This window comes from Nocardia vinacea NBRC 16497 (assembly GCF_000308835.1).
GTDB classification, from domain to species: domain Bacteria; phylum Actinomycetota; class Actinomycetes; order Mycobacteriales; family Mycobacteriaceae; genus Nocardia; species Nocardia vinacea.
In genome coordinates, this window is record NZ_BAGN01000393.1 from 1 (window position 1) to 25,327 (window position 25,327).

At 65.1% G+C, this 25,327-nt stretch carries 19 protein-coding genes; 16 read left to right on the plus strand and 3 right to left on the minus strand.

Features of this window, described 5'->3' with window-relative positions; all coding sequences use genetic code 11:
• Window positions 1-596: 596 nt before the first annotated feature.
• The 14 genes from ON44_RS36395 (at window position 597) to ON44_RS36455 (ending at window position 12,693) form a co-directional block, all read left to right on the plus strand.
• A complete protein-coding gene (locus ON44_RS36395) occupies window positions 597-1,211 on the plus strand; it encodes a hypothetical protein (protein ID WP_157187482.1) in 615 nt (204 codons plus the stop codon).
• The gene (locus ON44_RS36400; RefSeq protein WP_157187483.1) at window positions 1,208-2,911 is read left to right on the plus strand and encodes a hypothetical protein; all 1,704 of its coding nucleotides are present in this window, start codon (window positions 1,208-1,210) and stop codon (window positions 2,909-2,911) included. Before ON44_RS36395 ends, ON44_RS36400 begins: the two co-directional genes overlap by 4 nt.
• Before the next feature lie 28 nt (window positions 2,912-2,939).
• Window positions 2,940-4,439, plus strand: coding sequence for a PE domain-containing protein (locus tag ON44_RS36405; RefSeq protein WP_040699035.1), 1,500 nt, complete (start codon window positions 2,940-2,942; stop codon window positions 4,437-4,439).
• Complete coding sequence (locus ON44_RS36410; protein WP_040699036.1) at window positions 4,436-4,786, plus strand: YbaB/EbfC family nucleoid-associated protein; 351 nt, start codon at window positions 4,436-4,438, stop codon at window positions 4,784-4,786. Before ON44_RS36405 ends, ON44_RS36410 begins: the two co-directional genes overlap by 4 nt.
• Window positions 4,783-5,517 (plus strand): hypothetical protein, encoded by a 735-nt coding sequence (locus ON44_RS36415; protein WP_051182835.1) that lies wholly within the window; start codon window positions 4,783-4,785, stop codon window positions 5,515-5,517. Before ON44_RS36410 ends, ON44_RS36415 begins: the two co-directional genes overlap by 4 nt.
• A 9-nt stretch (window positions 5,518-5,526) precedes the next feature.
• Window positions 5,527-5,880, plus strand: coding sequence for a hypothetical protein (locus ON44_RS36420; RefSeq protein ID WP_040699037.1), 354 nt, complete (start codon window positions 5,527-5,529; stop codon window positions 5,878-5,880).
• Between the two features lie 29 nt (window positions 5,881-5,909).
• Complete coding sequence (locus ON44_RS36425) at window positions 5,910-6,221, plus strand: hypothetical protein (protein WP_040699038.1); 312 nt, start codon at window positions 5,910-5,912, stop codon at window positions 6,219-6,221.
• A gap of 7 nt (window positions 6,222-6,228) precedes the next feature.
• Complete coding sequence (locus ON44_RS49625) at window positions 6,229-8,802, plus strand: hypothetical protein (protein ID WP_040699039.1); 2,574 nt, start codon at window positions 6,229-6,231, stop codon at window positions 8,800-8,802.
• Window positions 8,803-9,858: 1,056 nt separating this feature from the next.
• On the plus strand, window positions 9,859-10,029 hold the full coding sequence (locus ON44_RS50895; RefSeq protein WP_157187484.1) for a hypothetical protein: 171 nt from the start codon (window positions 9,859-9,861) through the stop codon (window positions 10,027-10,029).
• Between the two features lie 74 nt (window positions 10,030-10,103).
• Window positions 10,104-10,376, plus strand: coding sequence for a tail fiber domain-containing protein (locus ON44_RS36435; RefSeq protein WP_051182836.1), 273 nt, complete (start codon window positions 10,104-10,106; stop codon window positions 10,374-10,376).
• Between the two features lie 42 nt (window positions 10,377-10,418).
• Window positions 10,419-10,871, plus strand: coding sequence for a cupin domain-containing protein (locus tag ON44_RS36440; RefSeq protein ID WP_051182837.1), 453 nt, complete (start codon window positions 10,419-10,421; stop codon window positions 10,869-10,871).
• Window positions 10,868-12,043, plus strand: coding sequence for an aminotransferase-like domain-containing protein (locus ON44_RS36445; protein ID WP_040699040.1), 1,176 nt, complete (start codon window positions 10,868-10,870; stop codon window positions 12,041-12,043). Before ON44_RS36440 ends, ON44_RS36445 begins: the two co-directional genes overlap by 4 nt.
• On the plus strand, window positions 12,040-12,426 hold the full coding sequence (locus ON44_RS36450) for a hypothetical protein (protein WP_040699041.1): 387 nt from the start codon (window positions 12,040-12,042) through the stop codon (window positions 12,424-12,426). The genes ON44_RS36445 and ON44_RS36450 overlap by 4 nt, the downstream gene beginning before the upstream one ends.
• A 15-nt stretch (window positions 12,427-12,441) precedes the next feature.
• Window positions 12,442-12,693, plus strand: coding sequence for a hypothetical protein (locus ON44_RS36455; RefSeq protein ID WP_051182838.1), 252 nt, complete (start codon window positions 12,442-12,444; stop codon window positions 12,691-12,693).
• 53 nt (window positions 12,694-12,746) lie between these two features.
• On the opposite strand, the gene ON44_RS36460 is transcribed toward ON44_RS36455, so the two are convergent.
• Window positions 12,747-13,400 (minus strand): Uma2 family endonuclease, encoded by a 654-nt coding sequence (locus tag ON44_RS36460; RefSeq protein ID WP_040699042.1) that lies wholly within the window; start codon window positions 13,398-13,400, stop codon window positions 12,747-12,749.
• A 731-nt stretch (window positions 13,401-14,131) separates the two neighbouring features.
• Window positions 14,132-15,355 carry an MFS transporter gene (locus tag ON44_RS36465; RefSeq protein ID WP_040699043.1) on the minus strand — a complete coding sequence of 408 codons (1,224 nt, stop codon included), beginning with the start codon at window positions 15,353-15,355 and terminating at the stop codon, window positions 14,132-14,134.
• 649 nt (window positions 15,356-16,004) lie between these two features.
• Between ON44_RS36465 and ON44_RS36470 the strand changes: the two genes are divergently transcribed.
• Window positions 16,005-16,271, plus strand: a complete 267-nt coding sequence (locus tag ON44_RS36470; RefSeq protein WP_040699044.1) for a hypothetical protein — start codon at window positions 16,005-16,007, stop codon at window positions 16,269-16,271.
• 7 nt (window positions 16,272-16,278) lie between these two features.
• Here the strand turns inward: ON44_RS36470 and ON44_RS36475 are convergent, their stop codons facing one another.
• A complete protein-coding gene (locus ON44_RS36475; protein WP_218007722.1) occupies window positions 16,279-24,675 on the minus strand; it encodes a phosphotransferase in 8,397 nt (2,798 codons plus the stop codon).
• Between ON44_RS36475 and ON44_RS52160 the strand changes: the two genes are divergently transcribed.
• Window positions 24,664-25,086 (plus strand): hypothetical protein, encoded by a 423-nt coding sequence (locus ON44_RS52160; RefSeq protein WP_218007724.1) that lies wholly within the window; start codon window positions 24,664-24,666, stop codon window positions 25,084-25,086. The genes ON44_RS36475 and ON44_RS52160 overlap by 12 nt on opposite strands.
• The last annotated feature ends 241 nt before the right edge of the window (window positions 25,087-25,327 follow it).

Consider the following 25,327-nt stretch of genomic DNA (forward strand, 5'->3'; position numbering starts at 1 on the left):
CGCGGTAACGCTCGGCTGCCCCGACGACGTACCACCCCGCCGTCCCAACCGTGTCCAGGGCGTCCCCGACTCCGTCGACGAATCCCCCTCGCCCGCACCGGCATCCGCCTCCGGATCCAGCTCGGGATCGGCGACTACCGGCTCCGTCATAGGACTCGTCACAACCCACCACCCAACGCCCGCATACGCGTGACACGCAACGCCGAGACCTCGAGTACCAGGCGGCGACTCATCCGGCATTCCTCCCATCGGTCGCCGGGCCAGGCGGACATACCGGCGGCCACGGCGACTCGTGCGCGTCTTCCCAGAATTATGCTGACCGCGCCACCTTCCGTCATAGTTCCCAACGCTGGGAATCCTCGACAATGGGTTTCGTCGAGGGATTGCTCGAGCGGCACCGTCTGTCGACACTGAATTTGCAGGTCAGGGCCCGTTCTTGGACGGAGTGCGCGATCGGAAGGTGGGTGCGGCTATGGCGATGTGCGTTGACGACGTCATCCGTGCTTGGATCACCGGTCCCGCCGGGGTGGCCGATTGCCAGTTCGTTGTTCGGGTCGCAGGTCTTGCCATAGACCCCGTACTGAGTAGGTGAACAGATGAGCTTTCTTGGCTTCGGCTTGAAAGATCTGGTCGTGACCGCGGTTTCGGTAGTGCCAGGCGTTGGCGCTCCTCTTGCCGGTCTCACCGACGGTATCTGGACCGGGATCGAGGAAGGCAGTGTCAGCAAGGGGCTGCAAGCCGGTGCCACGACCTGGGCGATGTCATCGATCCCGGGCGGGAAGCTTGTGGGCGGGGTGCTCGCGAAGGTGGGAGGCAAGGTCGCGGAGAAGGTTGCCAGCAAAGCTGCCGCCGATAGCTTGGTCGGAAAAGGTTTCGACTGGGTCGCCAACCATTCGGTGACGGTACCGAACAAGTGGTATCTCCCGAAGTCCGGCAAAACGTTCGGTGGTCTTGCTGCCAAGGGGGTCGGTAGATCTGCCGGGCGTGCCGGCGGTCGCGCTGCGGGCGCCTGGGCCGGAAGTCGGCTGGATGAGGCCGGTTGGTGGCCGGGCAACGGCGGCGGAGGCGGAGATAAGACCGTCACAATAGCGACTCGTCCTGCGGGGGCGGATATCAAGGGTGCCTACTATGGGGCCAAGGATTCGAAGGCGATCGTCGGGGATTACAACGAGGACGGTAAGTCGCAGCAGCCATATAAGGTCCTGTCGTGACGGAAACTCCAGAAATGCCCATTCTCTGGGTTCCGGACGATCAACACGATGGCTTCCCATACAAGATATCGCCTACTGCCAAGAACCTCGTGGATTATGAACTGCTGAAGTTCCTTATCAACAATTGGGACGCCCTCGGCAGCGGGAAGACATCCGACCTGCCGGATCCCGGTTCGGTGGCTCAGGTTTCCCAAGTCAGCATGGATCAGCTGAGGTCGGGGGCCATATCCAATTATGAGCAGAAGGCCAGCGCGCTCAAGACTGCATTCAATGATATGCAGGCCAAGTTCACCGCAGTAGTGAAACAGACGACAAAGGATACGAAAGAAGACCGACTGCAATATCAGAGCAAGATGGGGGGACTGATAAACACTCTGAGTGCCTATGCCGATAAGGCTCCACAAGGTGACATGTCCATGGATGACTATATCATGGGCTACGTTTCGGAGGGACTCGAGTCCGGAACGGATATCTATAAAGACACTTTGAAACAAATGTCCGACAACGCCGGCAAGATCGATGATCAGGCCAAGCAAATCGCCGACCTGGAGCAGAAGGTCAAGGATGGCGACGCGAAGTATGACAAGCTCCAGAAGGAATACGACGCCCTCAAGAAGCAGGGTACCGGTACCGGAACTGGCACCGGCAACGGTTCCTACGATCCGGGCCAGGTCCAGCAGACCGGCACCGGCACTGGAACGGGCTCCGGCACCAACGACACCTGGCAACCCGTCGACCTCGGTGCCGATGGTTCCACCAGCAACGGCTCGTCGACCGGCACTGGCACCGGCGGCTCGGATGGTACGGGCACCGGGTCGGGTTCGACCGGGTCGGGGGACTCCGGCTCCAGCTACCCCAGCAGCACCACCCCGACCCAGGCGAGCTACCCGGACTCGGGGACGGGGTCGGGTGTCGGTTCCGGTATGAGCGACATGATGAACTCGCTCGGGCAGCAGCTGCAGGCGCTCGCGCAGCAGCAGCAGATGCGCGACATGATGAATCAGTACGGCCAGAACGGCCTGGCCCAGCAGCAACCTGTCGCCGCGCAGCCTGCGGTCGCCACGCAACCCCAAGCCCAGGCCCAGCCGGCGGCGACAACCACACCACCCGGCGCCCCCGCGTCGTCGACGACACCGCCTCCCGGCACTTCTTCGTCGCAGCCCGGTCAGGGACAGCCCGGTGGTCCGGTGCCCGGCCACACTCCGGGTACCGACGGCAAGGTGGACTACAACTTCCCCAATGGCGAAACGCAGCGGGTTTGGGCGGTGGCCGCGTTGGGACTGGATGCTGCCTTCGGCAACCAGAGCGGCACCGACGCGCAGGCCGCCTACGACAAGACACCGGCGAAGTGGTCGGACAAGAAGCAGATCGGCAAGTCTGTCGATCCGAACGATATGACGACCGGCGATGTCGCGGTCTGGAAGGATCGCACGGCCGTGGTGGCCAAGTTCGGCACCCCGGAGGCGGGCGGCAGGCTGGAGGCCATTATCGCTGGCAAGCTGCAGGAGTTGACTTCCGACAACTTGCACCAGTTGTCGGACACCGCTGGGGAGTTCGGCGAATTCTCCGGATTCTTCCACCCGCCTGGCATCGAGGCGCCTGTGGCGGGCGACCAGTCCGGCCAGGCACCCGGCGGCGCCCCGACGGGCGATCAGTCCGGCGCACCGATGCTCGCGGCGACGGGCGGGGCGCCTGCCTGAGCACGCGCCAGGGTGAGAGGAGACAGTGATGGCGTTGGACGTCAATCCGGCGGAGCTCGCCGCCGCGGCGGCGAAACTCGCCGAGCTGGCGCACGCCACCGGGCAGTCGTTGCCCTCGGGTTGGGTGCTGCCCGCGGGCAGCGACCCGATTTCGGCCGAGGCGGTGCCGCAGCTCAATGCCCACGCCGCCAATCTGCTGAACGGAATGTCGGGTGTGCTCAGCGAGATTCACAAGACCGCGCAGAAGCTCGGTGCCGCGGCGGCGGATTACACCGCCACCGATGACGCGGGCGCGCGTCAGATAAACGGTAGCGGCGGTGAGGTATTGGCCAATCCCGTCGCGGAGCCGGCGCCGCTCGCGGTGCGGCAACCGCCGGTTTTCAACCTGCCTGCAGCCGGTGCCAGCATCGATCCACTGACCATGGCGCACCAATTGCGTGGTGGCCCCGGTACGGGTCCAGCGAACAAACTGTCGGCGGATGTCCGAGGCTTCCTCGGTGGCTTCCATCCGGCCGCGCTGGCCGGCGTAGACGCGGCCACGCAGACAATGCAGCATTGGGTTCCGGTCGGTTCGGCCGCGGCGTCCGAACTGACCAAACATCGCAGCTGGCTCGATGAACTCGGCACCGGGCTCGGCAAACTGGTCGATGGCATCGACACCTACAGCAATGCCTTCACCACGGCGAAGGCCAAACACCCTACGCCCGAGGAGATCACTGCCGCGCGCCAGGAACTGTTGAAGGCGATACGCTCCAAGAACCAGCTCGGCATCCAGGCCGCGCTGGCGAAGTTCCAGGAGCAGAACGCGCGCTCGGCGGAGACGATCACCGATTACGCCACCACTGTCGGTTCCAAGAACGCGGAGAACGCCGGATCGTCGAAAACCGGTTCGGGCGAGAGCAGTTCGAGTGGTTCGGGCGATAGCAGTCAGATGCTGAGCACTCTGGCGTCCACGTTGCCGTCCCTGCTGAGTTCGTTGATGTCGGCCGGGATGCAGCTGAATCAGAACACCAGCGACACGACGGAGGGGCTCGACGACTCCGGCTACAGTGACTACGGCTCGACCGACTACGGCGCACTGACCGGTGGCGGCTCGGCCGGAGGCGCGACCCCGATCTCCGATATCACCGGTGCGATGAATTCGTCGGGGACGAGCGCGTCGACCGTCGCGATCGGCCCGATGCCGATGGTCGGTTCCTCGGGCAGTACGGCGAGCAGTTCGTCGAGCCTGCCTCGAACATCGGTGATCGAGCCGTTGTCTACATCATCGGCCGCTGCGGCGCGCGCTGCCGGAACCGGGTCCGGGATGATGCCGTACATGCCGATGTCACCGGGTATGGGCGGCGCGGGTGGCGGCAATAACGAGCGCAACCGCGTGGTGGCCTGGCATCCGGATCGGCTGATGTACGTCGACGACACACCGCATACCGAACAGGTGATCGGCGAGAAGCCGACGATCGCGCCGACCGTGACACCGCCGACGCCGTCCCAGCCCAATCAGGCGTCCCAATCCGGAGGTTCCGCATGACCGACATCCACCCCGACGTGCAGGCGGCGCTCGATGCCGCGCGCGAACTCCGTCATAAGATCGCCGACCTGCGCGAGAAGATCGATGGCATCCGCGCCCGTCGGCCGTCACCGAGCGGTGCGGTGATTCCGGAGATCGATGCCATGGGCCGACTCGTCGGGCTCTACCTCGCTCCGGGCACCGTCGACCGCTTCGAAAGCGATGAACTGATCGCCGAGATCATCTCGGCGATCAGGGAGAGCACCGCCGACGCGGCCCGCCAGTACGAGCAGCTCATGGACCGGGATCCCTGGGCCGAGGAGCCGGAAGCGGAACCGGCCGCCGCGACCGCGGAGCAGAAGTCATGAGTGATGGCGATGGCGTCACCGTCGCCGATACCATCCGGTGGTTGCACCGCGAGGGGCTGGTGCGATTGGCCGGGGTCGCGGACCGTACCCCGGACCTGTTGTGCGCGTACGCGATCGATGTGGCGACGGGCACGGTGAACGCGCATCCGGTCACCGGAGTCGGTGTCGGTTCGGATGTGATCGCGCTGGCCGCGGACGATCTGCCATATCCGGCCGGTTCGCCCAAGCGGTTGGTGGTTATCGGCGTTACCAGCGCCGAGGCCGTTTTGGTCGTGGATCTGGCTGCGACACTGACCATTTCGATCAATGCCGACAATCCGGAGCAGGCGGCCCGTTCCTGGGTGCTGCAGCTGCTGCTGAATCCGGAAGTCACAATCACCACCAACAGCTCCGATCTCGCGGTGGCCGCGAGTGAGCGTTGCCGGCAGAGCTTCATCCCCGGCAGCGGCGCGACGATCATCAATGTCGACGACCAGTTCCCTCCGGCCACCACGATCAGCCTCAACCCGACCATGGATGGGCCGGACCACCTCGATATCGCCCCCGACGGCACCGGTGAAATGTATCTCGGGGCCCGATTCTGGCAGTTGACTCAGATCATGACCATCGGTGACGCTGCTTGGAATGCGTTGGCACAGCAGCTGTCCGATTCCGATGATCCGGCTCCGGAGAAGCCCGCCGCAGGGCCTCCCGACCGAGTGATCGCGCCCGGCACTGTCGCACGTACCTAGGAGTAGTCGATGACCGAATTCCATGATCTAGACCCGGATGACCTGGACGATGCCCCGGTGCCTGATTGGCGCAGCATGATCTACGAGGTGTTCAATCCGGACCACACCGTCGGTGTCGCCTGCGGTCGTGACGGCGAGGTCGTCGGTTTGCACATCACCGACGATGCCAGGGATAATGGGGACAGCTGGCTGGCTGCGGAAATCGTCCGGCTCGCCCGGCTCGCGCATATGAAGTCACGGGTCGGCCTGCGGGCCGAGATGGAGTACAACGGCACTCGCCCGTACACCATCGATTCGTTCGATCTGCCCACCGAATCCTCTTATCGGGCAACCGAGATCGCCGAGTACGGCACCACTTCCTGACCTCAGGAATCTTTCAGACAGGACCCGCCATGACCTACATCCTGGATACGGACGACCCGGACGATGTGACGGCGACCCACGGTCAGCACTTCGGGGTCGTGACCTCCCACACCAGCCAGGTCAGTGCGACCACCGGCGCCTTCGTGTTGCAGCACAGCCCGGCGTCGGCGCTCGATCACCGGACCGTCAAGGTGCGCGATCTGATCGTCGGATGGTTCGGGGACGCGGTCGACGACCTGAACGACCATGCTGGCTCGATGCATCGATTTGTCGTCGAGACCAACCAAGCCCTCCGCGGCACCGATGTCGCGGGCGGTGCACAGGTATCCGGGTCGATCTGATTTCCGGATGGACCCGGAGGAGCGCAACAGTCCGCACTGGAAGGACATTGTCGGCGAGAACTGGCCGGAGATCTCGCCGCGCGAGTGGGGTGCGCTGGAGACATTGGCGCGTGACGGCGCGGAGGCCTTGGATCCCGAGGAGGCCGATCGCGCTCGCCGAGCCTTCGAAGACAGCGTCCGCTCCAGTGCCGGATTGGATCCGATCAAGGACGATCTGCGCGCCCAGCAGGGAACACTGCGAGGTTTCGTCGATGCGCTCGTGGCCACCGCCGACACCTTCGGGCATATAGCCGGAATCGTCGACCGGACGCGCACCCGGATTCTCGATATCGTCTATGGCGCGGATCGCGAAATTCGCGCCGTTCCCGATAAGGTCTCCGACGAAGACGGCGACGGCTCGACCGCTGATGAGGAACGCGCCGAGGTCAAGCGGATCATCGCAAGGGCGCGGGCCGAGGTCGCCGATGTGGCGGCGCATGCGCTGACCTTGATCGGGCCGGGTGGCCTGCCGGAATTATCCGCTATCGCAGCGGCGTTGGGGCAGCCGGGGCCGTGGGATCGCCACTCTTCCGGAGGTCCTGGGAATCGCCGACATTCGGGGCCGCATGCCGGACCCGGACCGCGACACCACGGGGATTCGCAACGGCCGCACGGGCCGCACGGTATGCCCGGCTGGCCCGATGGCCGGCGTCTACCGGATGGCCTTGGTGTGCCCAGGATTCCGGCATTGGATGCGCTGAACCGGCTGTTCGATCGGCTCGGGCTGCCGCCACCGTTCTCACCGCTGCCTGGTGGTGATCTGGGCGGACCGCACGGGCCGGGCGGCACCGACAGTACGCTTGTGACACAGCCACCGACCGGGCCGCAGCCGGGTGCGGCACCGCAGTCGCAGGCGCCTGATGCGTCGTCGATTGGTATGGGTGCGCCCGGGTACGGGTCCGCACCCGACTCCGGCTATGGAGCGCAGCGTATCGGTGAGTCCGCGGGTGCGGCGAACTCGGGTGCGGCAGACTCGGGCTCGACGAGTTCTGGTGACAGCGGCTCGACATCCGCTGCGGCGGAAACGCTCTCGACATCCGAGGGCACTTCCACCGACCATGACGTAATTGGTATGGCGTCGAAGTCCGGTACGGATAGGTCGCTGGGCGCCGAACTCGATGGCGGACACTCCGAATCGGCACCGGGTGGCTTGTTCGGATCCATGCCGGGCGCGTTCGCGGGTCCGATAGCGCCGCCGCCGGTCGTCGGGCCGCCGACGGTTACGGCACCACCGACCACCGCGCCGCCCGCTGCGGCGGGTCCGACTGCGAGTCCGTCGGCGCCGGGCATGGACACGCGCGCGCCCCAGGGGGGCGACTCGCGAATTTCCGGTGCGGGACCGCGGGCTTCGGCGGGACCGCCATCGGCGTCCGGCGTTTCGGCCCCAGGTGTTTCGGTACCGCCCGGCAAAAACGCGCCACCGCAACGTCCGGTCTCCGGGGTTCCGGTCGAGTCCGATGCGACGCCCGAAGATTCCGAAAAATCCTCCGGCAGTGACCATATGCGCGATGCGGTCGGTGCCGCGATGATCGCGGCGGCGGCCCCAACTTTTATGGTTGGTGAACGGGTCGATGGCGATCTCGCACTGGCGCGCACCCTGTTGAGCAGCCTGCTCGCGGCGGCCGAGTCTGCGACACTCGGCACGGCCTGGGCGGTGTCGGTTATGCGCCATCCCGGCGGTATCGGCGCGTTCGTCACCTCGAACGAGGGGCAGGGATGGTTGCCCGCAGGTGTGTACCTGCCGAGGGAACTGTCGACGCCGTGGGTGTGGTCGGTCTCGGATTCGGCCTGGGAGGGGATCGCCGATCCGGCTCGCGTGCTCGCGGAATTCGCATTGTCCTGGGGCAAGAAGACCGGGGCTCGGCTGACGGCAGTGGCATCCTCGCTACCGATCGAGGACGCGCTGAGCCGGCAAATGGGCGATGTTCCGACAGCAGGTTCGGTCGGCGCCGCCGCGATGATGGATTTCGCCGGTCCGGCATCGGGTTTGGTGGATCGACTGGAGCTGGTCGGCGCGCCGCAACTGCTGGATCGGGCCGCGTCGGTGCCCGCCGATCGGATCGGTTGGCGCTGTGTGGAACTCGCCGTCGACGCGCATGCGCGCACGGCACGGCTTGGACCGAATGCCGCGACCGCGCTCGGGACCGCCGCCGTGCGCGAGCGAATCCTGCAGGCATTCCGGCAGGCCAAACCGGTTCCGGCGCAGTGGTGGGAGGAGCTGCGCGATGCCGATGATCTGGTGGTAGCGTCCATGCTGCCGCTGAAGGCGGATGTTTCGCGAGTTCCATTGGGCGAGTTGCGATCGGAAACCGCCGCTGGCCGCTCCGCCTCGGATGCGTCGGTGCTGCGGTCGATGCTGTTCGAACGGCGCTGTGACGAATTGGTGCTGCTGCTGGCCGAGGAGTCGAGCAGGCAGCGCCTGCGCGATGCGATCTATGCACACGGACAACTCGTCGATCATCCGGCCTTCACGCAAATGTCTTCCCAGACACCGCCGCCCGCGCCGCGCCGCTCGTCCGTCACTGCCCCTCCGACGAGGTGATTTCCGGCGCCTCGGCACCATAGTGCGGATAATTTGGTCGGGCACGGCGGATGTTCCCGGTATATGGCTGCCATAACGTTCGAGATGCCGAGGATTCGGTCGGGCGCAGCGCTCGAGGACCGCCGAAAAGAGGTGTCAGCCATGGTGTTCAGTGGTGCCACCCGCCACCCGTGGCCGGATGGTAGGGGATCAGCGAGAACCTGTCGTCGTCATTCGATGTACCGTTATTCAGCGGTACATTCATTACCGATCCATCATCTTGTAATAGCAAATTCCCAATTCAGGGAATAGCGTGACGCGTCAAGTGGCGCCTCATCGGCCACACTTGGCGACAGTGGATGGGCTGACGAAGACGTCCATTCCGTCTATTCGGTAATCGGTTGCCGGACATCTTTCCGGCAGCCGGCTACAAATTTAGCTCTCGAAGATCTGGAGGCCATCGAAACTTCGGCAACGGTCCATCGAATTTGCTGCATGCGGTGCCTATCTTCGTGCGCCGTGTGCGATAAGGGGCTGCGCACATAATCGGCGCGGCATCACATGCGGTTGCCTGCGGTTTCCGTAGTGCGATCGTGCGATGGTGTGCGAGATCGGTTCGATGTCGTATCCTGCGCATGACCTGCTGGTATGTGAATCGCGGGATGGTTCGATGTGTGTGTCGGAACCGCATGTGCACTGCGGCTCCGAACGCCGTCTACATCCCTCATGACGGCGTATGTCATGCCTGAATCGCATAATGTCGAACGCGTGTTTTCGGACAGGTAAAACCGTGTTGCCATGCCTATTCGACTTTAACAAATCTTAAGATAACTGTTAGGTAACAACATTTAACACATTGTGAGATTTGCGTTAATGTTCGCTTCTCGGGTGGAGGCGTCTTCGCCACATGCGTAACGTCCGTCCTCGGAGACAACTTCAGAACTCAGGATCTCTGAATTATTTTCCATCGCGGCGAACGATGATCCTGCGTACTTTTTTTGGCGTGCCCGAATAGGCACACAGATACGTGGATCCGCAGCCGACGGCTGGGATCTCGAGAGAGAAAGGAAACAGCGGATGAAGAAGATCAGCAAAATGACCACGCACGCAGCTGTGCTGGCACGTATCGCGATCGTGACGGCCGCCAGCACGGGCCTGGCCACGGTGGCGGCCGGTGTCGCGAGCGCGACCATCGAGAGCGATCGGTCGATCAAGCGCGATCGCGTCGCGGTGGTGTGGGATCGCTGAACGTGTTCGGTCTACCTTGGGGTCGGCGCCATCGGGTGCCGACCCCGCAGATCCCTTCCGGCCCAGCGGATGACATGGGAAGTGAGCGAGCCGTGAACGGCTACGACATTCTCGCGGAGGTCGTGCGGTTGCCGATCAGCACCTGGCGCTACGAATGGGAATCGCCGGATGTTCGGCACCTGGGTCCGATGGCTCAAGACTTTCGCGCTGCCTTCGGTTTCGGGGACAGCGACAAGAAGATCTACAACGTCGATGCCAATGGTGTCGCGCTGGTTTGTATTCAGGCTCTGCACAACGAGATCGCCGCACTCCGCGCCGAGCTCGGCCAGCTGCGCGCGGAGTCGTGAAGCCGAGAAATGCCCTGCTCCAACGATATCCGGGATTGCCGAATGGGAAATATTGCCAAGGCCGTACGAGTTGTCGCCGCCACCGACGTCGCGGAGGTGGTCGGACCGCAGGAGCAGCATCTGCTGCCCTGCATAACCAGGGATACCTGCGGTGCCGAAGGGATTTCGGCGGCCATGGTGAATATGGCGCCCGGAAAGGTGGCGCGGGCACATCTGCACGAGCGCAGTGAAACCATCGTGTTCTGCGTGACGGGACGGGCCGTGACGCTGATCGGTCCGGAATTGGAGCCCTATGTGCACGGGCCGGGCGAATTTCTGTACATCCCGGAGGGCGTGGTGCACGTGGCCGTGAATCTCAGCGACACCGAGGGATTGCTGGCGGTGGATGTGCGCACCGATCCACTGTTCAGCGACGATCTGGTGTTGACGCCGGAATTCGATGCGGCGGCACTGGAAGTTGCCGCGCGACTGCGGCAGGAGTTGGCTCGGGTATGAGCACCGGTGTCGCGCTCGGCCGCGAAACGGCCATGCGCAGCGGGCCGATCGACGACGCGTTCGCGACCTTGGCGCGCCGCCCGGATGTGATCTCGTTCGCGGTCGGCGCGCCGGATCCGGCGCTGCTGCCTGGGGGGTTGGTGGCGTCACTGGCGGCGGCCGCGATCGCGAAGTACGGGAGTACCGCGTTGCAGTACGGCCTCACGCAGGGCTTCCCGCCGCTGCTGGAGCAAGCGCGAATACTGCTGTCCGGCCGTGGTATCGGATGTTCGCCCGAGCGGGTGCATATCGCCACGGGCGGATCCGGCGCGCTGCACAACGTTTGCATGGCGCTGCTGTATCCCGGCCGGGTGGTGCTGGTGGAGAGGCCGACCTATGGCCCCGCCGTGAAGGTATTCCGCAGCCACGGTGCGGAGGTTGTCGAGGTCGCCTCGGATGCGGACGGCATTCTGCCGGAAGCGCTGGACAACGCACTGGCTCAACACAACCCGGCCTTCGTCTATCTGCTGCCGACGTTCCAGAACCCCACCGGGCGGACCATGTCCGCGGCCCGGCGCGCGCAGGTGGCCGAGGTGATCACTCGGCACGAGGCGCTGATCGTCGAGGACGATGTGTACACCGACCTGCGTTACCGTGGTGAGCCGCTGCCCACGGTATGGTCCTTCGCACCGGACCGCACCGTCTATATCACTTCGCTGTCGAAAACCCTTGCGCCCGCGTTGCGGATCGGCATCGCGGTGCTGCCCGACGATCTGCTCGAGCCGGTGCTCGCCCTCAAACAGGGCATCGATATGCAGACCTCGGCCTTCAATCAGGCGATCGCCGCCGAATTCCTCGGTACGCCGGTGGGATCCGCGCATTTGAGTCGGCTCGTGGAATCCTATGCGGCCAAACTGAATACGGTGATCACCGCATTGGACAAGTACTTTCCGGCGGAATTCACCTGGACCGAACCCGACGGCGGCATGTTCGTATGGGTAGCGGGCCCAACCGATTTCGACACCGACGCATTGGTTGCCCCGGCACTACACAGGGGGGTGGCATTCCTACCCGGATCCGCGTTCTTCGCGGGTCCCGATGCGCCGCGCAATGCGCTCCGGCTGAGCTTCGCCACTGTGCCCGAACATCGGATCGAACCCGGCGTCGAACTATTGGCCGGGCTGTGCGCATGAGTATCGTCGGCGTCTGGGAAGTGGTCGCCGATGGTGCGCCGTTCGGCTACCACGTCATGACCTTCCATGTCGATGGCACCATGCTGCAATCGAATCCGGACTTCGGCAATCGCGCCTCCAGCGATAGCAATGGCATGGGCACCTGGCAGGCCGAGGGGTCAACGGTATCGGGCGCCTTCCTCGAATTCACCGTCGACCGTGCCGATCCTGAATCGGTGCAGAAGGGAATCGTGCGTTTCGAGCTGACCGTGCACGGTGACGAGTTCACCGGATCGGCGAGCGCAACGTTCTACGACCTCTCCGGCACCCCACGTCGCGGCCCCCTCCCCGCCACTCTTACCGGCCGTCGGTTCGGCGATCAGGCAACCGCGGCAATGGTTTGAACATATTCATACTCGATGGTATGGCGCAACAGTCCACGTCAGCACCCGATCGGGCGGCTGCTCGGCGCAGCAGGTGTGCAGGTCATCGACCTCGACCGCCGTCATGCCCAAGCTGTCGGTGCGCTGCTCGCCGGGCCCGGTACCGCCGATGCGGTGGACGCGCACGTAATCGTGTGCGCGCGGTTGACCCGCGCCCGCGCCGTCATAACCTCCGATCCCGGCGATCTCCGCGCCCTCGACCCGAATATCCGGCTCGAAGTCGTGTGACCCCGGTTGGGCCACCTGGTGTCATAGCCCCGGCCGAGAGGTTGTCGCGTGGGTCAGTATTCGAGTTCGGTCCAGGGGATGGCGATGGGGAACGGGAAGTCGATGGCGATGCCGTCGGGGTTCTCGTGGGTCCATTCGCCAGCGAGAATGTAGTTGGCGGGTCGCAACGGATGGACACCATCCGGCAATTGGGCATGCCCGACGTCGAGGCCGTAGGCGCGGACTGTTGCGATGGCGCTGGCTTCACGGTCCAAGGTCACTTCCCAGTACCACGGAATACCGGAGCCTGCGTAGCGGCCTTTCTTGGCCTCGATATCGGTTTGAGTGTTGGTCGGGGACAGGACCTCCCCGACCAACACGACGTCAGTGCTTCGAAGATCCTGGTATGCGGACTCGAGGCACCGGTGCACGAGAAAGTCGGGTGTCAAGAAATCGGACTTGCCGTTGCGTCCGAGGAAGACATTCGTCTCGGTGGTCACCCGCCAGCAGTGCTCAGGATGTTCCGACATGGTCTTTCGCGCGCAGCGTTCGATTGTGCTCCAGAGACGGTTCGAGAAGGTCTGATGCTCGGCAGGGCCGCGGCGCACCCACACCACGCGTCCGTTCCACAGCTCGATCTGCTGGGCGATCTCCTCGGGGAGTCGCTCCAGCTCCTCCCAGGTCATGTACTCGGGGAGATCCGGCCGCTCGATGCCTGGCAGGGACATGCCGCAATGGTAGCGGTCGAGCCCATCAACGCCGTACCTCATCGCCGCCGCCCGGTACGCGAGGCTGGAGCGCCGATGCCGAGCACACTTTTGCGCGCCAGGCACGAAATTGCTCGGAATTCCGTGCGTGGCGCGAAAACGTGCGCAGCAGCGATAGCGAACACGTCCGGCAGCTGCTGGTCCCGCAAGAATCCCGCGCTGTGGCGGTCGTCCACTACATCGTCTGGCGCCGAGCAGAAGTGTGTCAGGAAAACATCCGCCATTCGAAATGAAAATATCCGCATTCTGGCGTCGCGCAAAAATTGTCGAATATGCCCAGAATTGGGAATGGCGCTCGAGGTCGATTGCGCCACAATATGTAATGCGACGTCATTGCCGGATATAGGTATGGCTGATGCTTCTAGCTGGAGGCATTTTCCGTTCCGCCGGGTGTGCGTACTCGGGCAGGAATTGCGCCCGGGTCCGAGACTGTCTGGGAGTCAACCCGCCCCAGGCTGATAAAGAGGAAGGAATATCCGATGACCAGGATTGTCCCCCCGCCCAGCTCGCCGACTCCACCGCCCAGTGTGATGGTCCCGCCGCCCGGCATGGTTCCCCCGCCGATCGTTCCGCCGCCGGGCGCGTAGCTTCGTAGCGGGACTGCCAGACGCGGACAAAGTCGGCGTCGACGCCACTGGTCGGCCGGCTTCACGGGGTGCCGTGAAGCCGGCCGACTCTGTTTCGGTGTGCTGTTACCGCACGAGATCGGTCGCTCTTTCGGCGGCCGGGGTGGCGATGACCAGCCCCCGTATCGCGAGGACGACCATCGCGATGAGCATTGCCCACCGAGTGGTGGTGACCCCACAGACGGACAGGAGATACCCTGCGGCGAGTGCCCCGAGGGCCGCCGCCGCCTCGGTGACCAGCGTTATGGTCCCGAGCGCACGTCCCAGGATCCGATCGGGGATGACGGCCACCCGGTAGACGGTCAACACGATATAGCCGGTGACCGTGACGCAACCGATGCCGCACCAGCACAGCGCGAGCACGATCGGGTTGGTGCTGTAGGCGATCGGCGCGAGGAGCGCCGCCTGTAACCACAGCACTGCGCGGTAGGCGCGTTCTGCAGTGAACCGGCCGGTGATCCAGGTGCCCATCGCCGCGCCGAGTAGACCACCCACCCCGGACATGCCCAGCACGACACCGGCGGTCCAGGCCGGTTGCCCGGTGGTTTTCAGCTCCACCAGGATCAGTAGCAGGACAACCTGGACGACGACATTCGAGGCTCCGATCAGCAATGTCGACGTGCGTAACAGTGGCTCGGTCCAGACGATACGCACGCCGACCGCGAGATCGCGTCTGGTCGGGTGGTCGGCGGAGTCGGTGGATGATTCCGCAGGCCCGGACCGGATCCGTGACAGTGCCGCCAGGCAACACAGGTAGGACACGGCGTTGACGAGGAACGGCAGCCACCGGGCGACGCCGAACATCGCTGCGCCGGTCGCGCGTCCGACGAGATTCGCAACGGACTGCTCGGCCTCGAGGAACGAGATCGCCGCTGGCTGTCGGCTCGCCGGTACTAAATTCCGGACCAGGCCGAGTTCGCTCAGATGCACGAACACATAGACGCTGCCCTCGATGAACGCGGTCCCCGCGAGAATCAGGCCCAAGCAAGGCGGCCGGGTGATCGTCGCCGCGGCCGTCAGGCACGTTCCGGCCAGCCCGATGATTTGGCAGAGCTTCAGGGTGCGCAGCCGCTCGGCATGATCGGCGAGCATTCCCGCCGGAATCTGGAACAGCAAGCTCGGAACGGTCAGCGCGAATCCGACCCAGCCCGCCGCCACGGGCGAACCGGTCATCGCGAGCACCAGCATCGGGTAGGCGATCCGGACACCGTGAAAGCCCGTCAGCGATACCGCATTTCCGGACCAGAGCAGTAAGAGGTTCCGATCCAGGTAGATAGTTGCTCTGCTCATAGCGACCGAAGGTGTCCGGTGCGTTGATGTCGGACCCCGACGCTGCATCCAGGAATATTTCGGCAGCGGTATCTCGAATGCATCCCTGTCTCTCTCCGGTCCCGCGCGCAGGGTCGACACGCCGTTGACGCGTCGACATCGGCCCAATCCTATTGGGGTACTGGCACATTCGAACTCCCACTGCTGGGAGCGCGGCTTCATGTTCGGCGGGGCCGGCGCAAGCTGGTTCGACCCGAAGTCGACTCCGGCACGGCGGATCCTTTCACCGGCCCCGCGGCGACCGTCATGGCACAGATGGCGTCGAGGCGCTGCCGGCCGGGCGGTGCCACGACGGCCTGGTCTCGGCCGATCGAGTACTGCGCGGCTGGTCCCGTTTCGTTCGTCCGCCATACCTGCCTCCGCGGCGGATGCCCAGTGGTACACCGCGGCCGGGGTGTGGTCGACCCTTCCCATAGGGCGTGAGTTCATGACTAGCCAGGTGACAATTGGCCGATACGCCCGGGTCCTTGTCGAACGCGCCATCTCCAAACGCCGCGCCAAAGGCGACATCGTGGCGTGGCCCCGATCTCGCAACGCTGCTGGACGTGCTCGACGCGCTCACCGAAACTAATCCCCACACCCGCGCTACCCGGTCATAACCGTCGCCCGTATGGACAGCATCCATCGAACCGAAGTCGACGGCCTGCAAGCGATCTGGCAGCTGAACCCGCGTCATGAAATCGGAATCATGTTCGTACACAACACATCCGACGCAACCACGATCGCCTCGTTCGAACCCGGCGACTATCCCGACCTCGTCCGGGCACGCGAACGCCTCCCGAAACTCGTCGAACTCTGGGACGCCGTCCGCCGCGACTTCTGGACCGAAGCCATTCCGGCACACCGCCGTTCGCGCCCGCCGGAAACATGGCAATAGCGCGGAGTCAGCGCCCCGCCCTCATGGCAATCACGCCCTGCCAGTGGAAGTCCTCGAAGAAGGTGGCCGCTTTCACACCCTTCGGCAGGTGGCGGGCTATCTCGGCAGGGGGCGGATAACGTCCGTCCGTGGGGTTTTCGAGCTCGTCGAGTATCTGTCGCAGCTCGGGAGTGACCTCGGTATTCCGCAAGGTGAGACGAGCATGGATATGACGGCTCAATTCCCGCATGCAGTCGGCGAGGCGGTGTGGATCCACCCGGTAGTCCCAGTCGACCCCGTGGCGGATCGCGGCCGCGGCCCCGCGCCGGCCATGGACCGTTACGCTGATCTGCTCCACCCCGGACCTGCGGAGATAGGCTAGCAGTGCCGGAAGGACGTAGCGGCTGCATCCGGTGGGGGCGTGCCACGGTTCGATCCACAGATTGTCGAATCGGGCTGTCAGTCGGCCGTTTTCGTCGAATTCGATGCTCAGGTCCAGATCGCCCACCTCGGCCCTGGTGCCGCGCTGGTCGACGAACACGCCGCGAATCCGCACTCCGGAAGCGAACTGTCCGGGGCCGGAGCGCAGATATTCGACACGGTTCAGCACGAGCTCGAGACCAGAGCCGAACTGCTTCTGGAGCTCGGACACTCTCGGCAGAAGCTCGTCCTCCTCGAGGTGTTCGGCGAAGAGATCCGGAATCGCCGCGACGGCCGACAAGTCCGCGCCCGGTGCCGCGTCGGCGGGCCGCGCAGACCACGGTGCACCACTCGTATCGAGGTCGGGGCCGAGCAGTGCCGGCCGGGGCCGGCTGGGGTCCGCAGCATGCATCATCAGTTCGTAGATCTGATCGTAGGTCAGGGCTTGCGCACCGCGCGACGGCCAGACTCCGGCGGTCGTTGCGTATTCCCACAGCGTGCGGTAGTCGGAATAGAAGCGTTTGGTCAGCACATCGGCCTGGCGAGGGTCGATGCGAATCTTCTGCACGAAGGTGTTGGAGTCGCTGTAGAGCGAGTCGAGGCAGGCGATCGCGCGCAGCCGGCGGAACTCGTTCACCGCGGATTCACCGTATTGGTCGCGGATCTCGGCCTCGACCATTGTCGTCACCTGGCCTATATCCTCCGGCTTCCATGGGTTCCAGAAGATGGTCACGTAATCCCACAGCTTGTGCCGGATGCTGGTCAGGTTCCAGTTGTCCAGGGCCACTTCGCCGTTGGGCCGGACCCACAGATTGCGGAAGGTCGCGTTGCCATGGCTCAGCCCGGCTGCCCAGGCGGTGTCGCCCGGCACGGATATCTCGTTCGGCATCGGTATCCGCATCGCGTTCAATAACCAGTGCCGCTGTTCGTACTTGATCCGCTGCATACTCCGGTACAGCTGCTCGTGTTCGGCGAGGGTACGCACCGCGAGGTCGTCGGGAAGCTCGACCGCTTGTAGCCGCCGCAACTGCTCCAACACGCCGCGCAGTGTGTTCCACCGATCCGCGTCGTCGGTCGTGGGAATGCGCCCCGGCCCCATGCGCCGAATCGAACTGACACCACGACCTTCCGAACGACTGCCCCACTGGGCCATCGTCTCCGGCACGTCGACGCCGACCTCGCGGGCCAGCTCCTCCGCCCGGTCCTCGGTCAGTTCGATGCGGTGGAAGGCCCGGTCGCCGTCGAGGAGTTGCGGCAGCGTGGGATTGGCCGCCAAGTCCTTGTCACCTGGCTCGGCCACGACGAGTCGCACCTTCCACATCCTTCCGTCGCTGTCGCTGATACACCAGACATGTGTGTAGTGGCCTCGGGCGTGGGCCGGTTCCATCGCGGTCGTCACCGCGATCTGGGCCACCTGCTCGGGCGCCATGCCGCCGTCCCCGGCCGCCTCGGTGGCGTCGGGAAGGAATTCGTCGCCGCTCGGCTGGCGTGTGGCGGTGCGGTTTTCGATCGGGGTCGGCGGGTCCGCAGGATCGGTGAGGTCTCGGCTCGCCCACCACCGGGCGGCGCGCAGCACACCTGGTCCGGTCCGGCGGCGCAACTCCTGCGGAGTCGCCGGGAGCGGCTCCGAGGCGTCCGCCGCCGATAGACCGCCGGGTGCCTGCGCATGCATGGCGCCCCGCACGGAGGCGGTGGATTCGGCCAGCCTGCCCGGATCGGTATCCCAGCCATATCCGTACTGCGCCGCCTGCACACTCTCTTTGTCGGTGACCTCGATCGTGAGCGCATCGGCACCCATCCGGCAGGCCAGATCCTCGGCCACGCCGAGCAGGTAGGGGCCGCCGTATTCCCCGGTGAGCCGATCGAGGTCGGTGGCGGGCTCCGGACGGGCGGTGACCCGGCCCATCCTGTCCAGCTCGAAAACCATCAACACCTCACCGAATTCGCGCGGACCGTCCATCAGCACGGTGCGCATCCGGATACGGCTCACGATATCGGTGTCCGCCGCGCCGAGCGGCTCGAACCGGGCCCCGAGCGGCTCCAGCCGGGCGGGACCGGTGCCGTGCCGCATGGTGGCCAGCGCGTCCCACAGATCCTCATCCGCTTCGTCGTCATCGCTGCCAGCCCGCAACAGGTCGCGTATCGACAGTTGTGGCAGTTCGCGCGTTGCGGTCGCCGTACCGGCAGGCGGTTCGCCCGACCCCTGCTCGCCCACTACCGGCTCGGTGGAATCCTGCTCCTGATCGCGCAGCCGCACGAGCCGACGCGCCCACCGCTCGATGTGAGCGCGCACCTCCTCCAGCGACGGACCCGTCGATTTTGTGCCATCGAATACCCGAGTCAGGTTGCGGTGCAACGCTTTCGCGGCGTCCTCGAGCGACATCTGACCGGCGGCGACCCGCAGCGGCAACCGGAAGCTGTCGCCGGCGGCGGACTTCCACGCCTCCAGCAGCAGATACCGGTCGAAGTCCGTCGCGGCAGTCTCGCCGTAGTTCGCCCGCAGCCGCTGCCGGCACCATTCCTCCACCTCGCTCCGGACGGTGGGACTGGGCCACGGATTGCGGGTAGCGAACGCGACATAGTCCCACACCGGCGAGCCCGGCTGGGACAACTCCAGGTCCAGGAGCGCGATCTGCTCCCCATCGGGGCCAAAGCGCAGGATGTTGCCGAAGGTCGGATCGCCGTGCAGTACACCGAGCCGCACGTCGTCGGGGGAATCGGGCCGGACGGTGAAGATCTCGTGCAGGCCGGGCATGCCGAGTTCGCCGTGCAGCCGGTCCGTCCAGTCGCCGGGGTCACGCGGGTGTTTCCGGTCGTACTCGAGCCGGATCCGGTCTGTCTCACGTGCGAGCGCCCGCTCCCATGTGGCACGGTCGGGCAGTGTTCGGGTGTGCTCGGTATCGCCCCAATCCTGCGCGTGTAGCGCGTGGATCTGATCGAGTTCGGCGAATAGAGCCTCGGCAAGGGGCTGCCACGGTTCGTCCGCCGTGGGATGCCTGCCGTCGAGGTGCTCGTGGATCAAGAAATCTTCCGGGTAGGTGTCCTGGGCGCCGACATGGAGCAGCTTCGGCACTCGGACGCCGGCCTTGCGGAACAGCTTCACCGCTGACGGCTCCCCGAAGACCAGGCCGAACCGGGGATCGAAATTGGGGTTCGGCGTATCGGTCGCTACCCGGATGACGACAGTGCGGCCGTTCGGCATCGTAATGACCCAGACCCCGTGGTGGTTTCCGACGAACCAGGCTCGATTGCGGACCAGTGTGGCGAAGAATTCGATCTGCGGTTCGGACAGTGCGGGGTCGTCGGTATCGGTATTCCGCTGTGCCGCTCGGGGTTTCCGTCGCGACTTCGTCCCGGGCGCCGCCTGGGTTTCCGGGTGAGGTGTGCCCGAGGACGGCTGGATCGGCTCGTCGGCGTCCACGGACACTCCGTCCAGCACTCCCCACCACCGGTGGCCATCGGGCCAGCTGTCCGGCGACGGCCGGAAATACGCCGCCATCTCGGCGAAGGTGGGCCGCGCCTCGGCCGGTCGATCGAACCTGTCGAGCATCGGGTCGGCGACAACCTGGAGGCCCTGTGCGTTCATCAACTGCACAGTGCTTTCCCGTGATTCAAGCAGATGGTCCGGGTCAGGATCCAACCGGAGGCCGTGCAGCGCGGCGACTCGGAAGCCGGTCCGGCCATGGATGGGCACGATGATCCGCCCGCTCGCACCGACACAGCCGCGCAACTGCGGAACGAAGTGCTGCGCGAAACCGCTACCCTCGAAACGCTCATGGACGAAGAGATGGTCGAAGGTCACGATGACGCGACCATCCTCGTCGCGACGAACATGAAACCGCATGTCACCCGCTTCGGATATGCCCCATCTGCCATCGAAGACGATCGTGGCCGATACGGTCAGGCACCGGTTTCCCGTGTCATCGGTGAATCTCGCGGCGGTCGGCATCAGGGTGTAGGCGCGCGGGCCGTACTGCCGATACACCAGATCGGTTACGACGGCGAGCAGCTCGTCATCCTCGGGCAGCTCGGCAGCGGGCAGCACCGGCTCCGGGCGTATGGTGGCCGAACTGGCCGACTGCGGTACTACGTAGGGCTCCGTCGGTAGCAGCTCGGCTTGCCAGACCCTGCGCCTCATGTTCACCGCATCCATCATCAGCCCGCGAACCATCTGCGGCGACTTCGGTTCCCAGCCGCGCAGGCGGCACAACCGTCGATAGTCGGAGACGAACCGCCCCACCAAGGTATCGGCCTTGTCGGGATCCCTTGCGATCTGCTCGACGAAGTTCTGTGAGTCGGCGTAGAGCGAGTCGAGGCAGGCCATCGTCAGCAGCCGGTCCAACTCCGCCTCACCCCGCGCTCCGAAGAGGCTGCGGACCTCGCTCCTGATCTTGTTCTCGACGGCCTCGGCCTGATCCGGTGCCCACGATGTCCAGAGCATGGTCACGTAATCCCACAGCGGGTGGCCGATCGACGCGTTGTCCCAGTCGATCAATGTGGCTGTGCCATCGTCGGCGATCCGGACATTGTCGAGGGTCATGTCGTTGTGGTTGAGGCTGGGTGGCCACGCCTGGTCGTCGGTATCCGGTGACCAGGCCTGATGCGGTGCGAGCTGGAAAAGGGAGTTCAACCAGGACGCGCGATTGCCGTAGTTGCGGCGCTGGAAGTCCAGGTACAGGTGGAAGTGCTCGGTTACCGTCCGCTTGCGCAGATGCGCGGGCAGTGACAGTCCCAACAGTTGGCGCTTGAGCGCGAACATCTTGTCCAGCACGGCATCCCAGTCCGAATCGGTCGGTGTCGGGGTGCGTCCGTCGACATGTCGTTGCACCTGGTATGGGCCCCACTCGTACAACTCCGTCGGGACCTCGACGACCTGCGCGGCGAGGCGCTCGGCATCGGCCGCCTCGAACGGGAGTCGATGGAACCAGCGGTCAACCCCGTCCCCCCGACGAGGATTGCGGGTCAGATCCTTCGCGGCGTCGGTCGACATCACCCGCCTGGACAAGACCACCCGACTGCCTCGGTCGTCGCGGTCGAACCATGTCAGTTTGGTGCCCTGCCGGTCGGGCGCCCGGAGCGCGGCGCGTAGCACCAGCCTTGCGACGGTTCGCGGATCCAGGATGCCGCTGCCCTCGCTCTCGATGTCGACCGGCAGTGACGTCGGTGCGGGTGTCTGAACGTCGTGCCGTTCGACCCGCGGCCGTCCGAGATTGCTCCACACGGCGCCCCCGGCATCGGATGCGGTGGCCACCTCGATGCTTCCCCACCACGAGACCGGATCGGCAGACAGGCGGTTGGCAACAGCATCGAGATCTATGCCGCCGTCGAGCAACTCCCGTGGTGTCGGGACAGCGCCCTCGCGCAGCCGTCGCCGCAACTCCGGCACGCTCGCGGGCACCGAATCGCTATGCTCGAGCGCGCTCAGCACGGCGTCGACGGCCTCCCGGATTTGACCGAGATAATTCTTGTCCCAACCGAATCCGGCTCGGGCGGCGCCCGGACCGTCGGTGACTTGCAGCCGGAGCTCGTCGGCACCCGCATCGCGGACAAAATCGAGTGCGGGGCGATCGATCGGTGTGTATCCGTCGGCCGAATAGCAGATAGCGGTGATCCGGCCGGAGTCGTGCAACTCGAAAATGATCTCCGCGTCGTCGAACTCGCGCGCGCCATCCATGACGAGGGCGAGAACATGCATCCGGGCCACGACGCCGGTGCTCGGCTCGCTCGGAACCTCGAGCCGTACTTGAACCGGTTCCAACCGCGGCGGTCCGTCCCAGCGTTGTCTCACCGCCAACGTGGCCTTTATCTCCTCGGGCGTCACTTGTGTGCCGGAACGCCGGAAGTAGGTGAACAGTCGCTTGACCCAATCGGACTGGGGCGCCACTGCGGCGGGCGCGGAGCGAACCTCGGTGGCCGCTGTCGCGGCGGGGGCTGCGCCCGGCATGTGCGATTCCAGTTCGCGTTCTGCCCATTCCTCCAGTAGTTGCCCAACCTCTTCCTCGTCGAAGGGGGGTTCCCGATCCGGGTCGGCGGCCTTGCACACGCGGACGATATTGCGGTAGAACGCGGGCAGGACATCCGCCACGGACACAAGGCCCGCGGCGATCTTCTTGGGCAGCCGGTAGGCGTCACCGCTGATCGACTTCCGTGCCTCGAGTAGCACATACCGGTCGAAGTCGATGACCGCTCCGGATCCGAAATGCTCTTTCAGCATGGCCTTGATCCACGCTTCGGCCGCTTCCCGCTCAGCGTCGTCGGGCCACTCGTTCCCGAGGTAGTACCGGGCCCAATCCCAGGCGATGGGGGCGAACTGTGCGGACTTCGCATCGGTGAATCCGATCCGACCATCCGCGCCGCGCCGCATCTTGCGACGGATCGGATTGCCGTGTGTGAACCCCATCGGACTCGTCTGCGCGCCGCCCACCGGCGTCCACGTGGCGAATAGTGGTATCCCTCCGGTGAGCGCGTCCAGCCGGTGGTCGACGTCTTCGTGCTCCAGTTCGCGGACCCGGCGTTGTTGTGTTCTGTCCCAATAGCTTTGGGTCGTTGTCTGAGAGCCCGGGTTCGGCTGCATGGTGTGCAGCCGGTAGAGCTCGGGGAAGACATCTTCCGTCGTGCGCTCCCACCCTTCCTCCGGCCCGACCGGACTTCCCGGGACGAACTGGTGAATGGTTACCCGCGTGGGAACGGACCACCCCGAGGCGTCGGAATCGAAGAGCAGCCGCGGGCCATGCACCCCGGCCTCGTGGAATCTGTTCGAGGCATCCGCCGCCGACGCCGCCAGCTGGTCCAGGTCGAAGTTCAGCCGATTCGCGTCGGGCAGGTACACCCGGACCGTCACCATCGGACCCGCGGCGGAGCCCGTCCCGGGGGAGAGCGGGAGATCCCAGACACCGCACTGGTTTTCGTACTCGTCCGGTTGGGTGACGCGCACCCGATCCATGATCTGAAGTACCTGATCCTGCGTGAGACGCCGATTGAGCTCCGATGGCACGGGCACCGCCGCGGCCGGCACGGCCTGACATGGTTCGCTCAGCCACCGGGCGGAATCCGCGCTCGGCATGAATCCCGCCTGCAGCAGCTGCTGGCGATCGAGCAGCATGTCGATACCAACGCTCATCCGCAGGACATCCGCACCCGCCCCTCGCACAAAGTGGCGCACCATGTCGAGGAACGAGCCCCGATCCGTGCCATTACGAACACGCAGGTAGTCCGGCACGAACTCGGTGGCCGGGGCGGCGTCGACGTAGGCAATGACGGTCCCGGCTGTGTCGAGGTCGAAATGCACGTCCACATCTGCGAACTCGGTTCGGCCGATCATGACGACGGCACGCATGCGCAGGCGTGCGACCACCTCGCCGCCGGGGTCGACCGGTTCGTAATCAGCTCGGGTCACTTCCAGCCTGTGCGGAAAGAAGTACCACAGCTGGGAGCTGTTCAATCCGTTCAACCGGTGTCTGCCGGTTTCCGGATTTTCCAGCAGTTCACGAACCGAAGCCGTGAGATTCGGTGCCAGCGGTTCATCGAGGCGCGGTGCGAGCTCGAGACGGCCCTGTTCCGGCAGCCACCCGTGCGCGCTGAGATCGGCGAACCTGTCGAGCAGGTGCTGGAAGGTCGGATCGAGCATCCGATCGAATAGCGCGGCCCCGCGTACGATCTCGAGATTCTCTCGGAACGCGTGCAGTAGATCGGCGTGCCCGACGGCGCCGTCGGCGCGGGTTTCGGGGGACTGGAAAGCCTGCTCGATCGCCGCGATTCGCGCCTCGAGTGTGAGATAGCGATTGAAGTCCGCCAGTGCGGCAGCGCCGTGGAGCCGTTCGATGCGCTGGATGCACCAATTGTTCACCTGCCACCGCACCTCGGGTGGCCAAGGGTTGCGGATGATGAATGTGGCGTAGGTCCACTCGAGCGGGCCGGATTCGGCGCGTTCCCACCCCGGTAGAGCTAGCTCGCCATCCGGTGTACGCACCAGATTGCCGAGGTTCGCCGCTGCGTGCAGACGCACGGCCTGATCATCATCGGCCGCGGGCGGCCGTTGCGGGAACGTTCTGAACAGCTGTGGCAGCTCAAGGAATTCGAATCCCGGTCCGAGACTTGCGATTTGCGCTTCCCCGACGCGCAGGGCGTGACGAACTCGTTTCTCCCACTCGGCACGTGTCGACCCGCCGGGCGGCGGCGCATCGCCCCGGACAAGTCGGTCGAACACCTCGGCTGCGGCATCGGCGCGAAACGACATGTCGTCGTCGACGAAGTCGGCGACCGTCAACGGTGGTCCCGGGATGTGTTCCTGGGCAATCAGAAGGCCGCCCCTGTACAGAGTTCGCGGCATCTGGAGACCGATCCGCCCGATACCGTGCGACCTCCCGTAACGGTCGCGGAGCGCACCATCGATATCCGTCCACGGAATGACCTTTAGTGCGGCGCTGACGATCTCGGGTGATTTGGCGTCGGCGTTGGTGTTTCGGGGTCGCCGAACGAGTACCTGTGCGCCGGAGCGTCCGGGCCGCGGATCCGGCAGCAGCCACACCCAATCCGGGCCGTCCTTGTAATCGGGCTGTCGCTCTCGAGTTTGCGCGTGCAGTACATCGGCCTGTTGGTTGGTGATCGCGGGTTCGTCGGCCGCCGCGCCTTCTGTCGGTTCGGTTGGTGGTCCTTGG

Excerpts from the sequence above, each read along its gene's own strand:
- ON44_RS36425 (WP_040699038.1), top strand. The coding sequence starts at position 5,910 with ATGACCTACATCCTGGATACGGACGACCCGGACGATGTGACGGCGACC.
- ON44_RS36435 (WP_051182836.1), top strand. The coding sequence starts at position 10,104 with ATGGGAAGTGAGCGAGCCGTGAACGGCTACGACATTCTCGCGGAGGTC.
- ON44_RS36445 (WP_040699040.1), top strand. The coding sequence starts at position 10,868 with ATGAGCACCGGTGTCGCGCTCGGCCGCGAAACGGCCATGCGCAGCGGG.
- ON44_RS36460 (WP_040699042.1), bottom strand. The coding sequence starts at position 13,400 with ATGTCCCTGCCAGGCATCGAGCGGCCGGATCTCCCCGAGTACATGACC.
- ON44_RS36470 (WP_040699044.1), top strand. The coding sequence starts at position 16,005 with ATGGACAGCATCCATCGAACCGAAGTCGACGGCCTGCAAGCGATCTGG.
- ON44_RS36420 (WP_040699037.1), top strand. The coding sequence starts at position 5,527 with ATGACCGAATTCCATGATCTAGACCCGGATGACCTGGACGATGCCCCG.
- ON44_RS36440 (WP_051182837.1), top strand. The coding sequence starts at position 10,419 with ATGGGAAATATTGCCAAGGCCGTACGAGTTGTCGCCGCCACCGACGTC.
- ON44_RS36465 (WP_040699043.1), bottom strand. The coding sequence starts at position 15,355 with ATGAGCAGAGCAACTATCTACCTGGATCGGAACCTCTTACTGCTCTGG.
- ON44_RS36415 (WP_051182835.1), top strand. The coding sequence starts at position 4,783 with ATGAGTGATGGCGATGGCGTCACCGTCGCCGATACCATCCGGTGGTTG.
- ON44_RS50895 (WP_157187484.1), top strand. The coding sequence starts at position 9,859 with ATGAAGAAGATCAGCAAAATGACCACGCACGCAGCTGTGCTGGCACGT.
- ON44_RS36405 (WP_040699035.1), top strand. The coding sequence starts at position 2,940 with ATGGCGTTGGACGTCAATCCGGCGGAGCTCGCCGCCGCGGCGGCGAAA.
- ON44_RS49625 (WP_040699039.1), top strand. The coding sequence starts at position 6,229 with ATGGACCCGGAGGAGCGCAACAGTCCGCACTGGAAGGACATTGTCGGC.
- ON44_RS36450 (WP_040699041.1), top strand. The coding sequence starts at position 12,040 with ATGAGTATCGTCGGCGTCTGGGAAGTGGTCGCCGATGGTGCGCCGTTC.
- ON44_RS36410 (WP_040699036.1), top strand. The coding sequence starts at position 4,436 with ATGACCGACATCCACCCCGACGTGCAGGCGGCGCTCGATGCCGCGCGC.
- ON44_RS36455 (WP_051182838.1), top strand. The coding sequence starts at position 12,442 with ATGGTATGGCGCAACAGTCCACGTCAGCACCCGATCGGGCGGCTGCTC.
- ON44_RS36395 (WP_157187482.1), top strand. The coding sequence starts at position 597 with ATGAGCTTTCTTGGCTTCGGCTTGAAAGATCTGGTCGTGACCGCGGTT.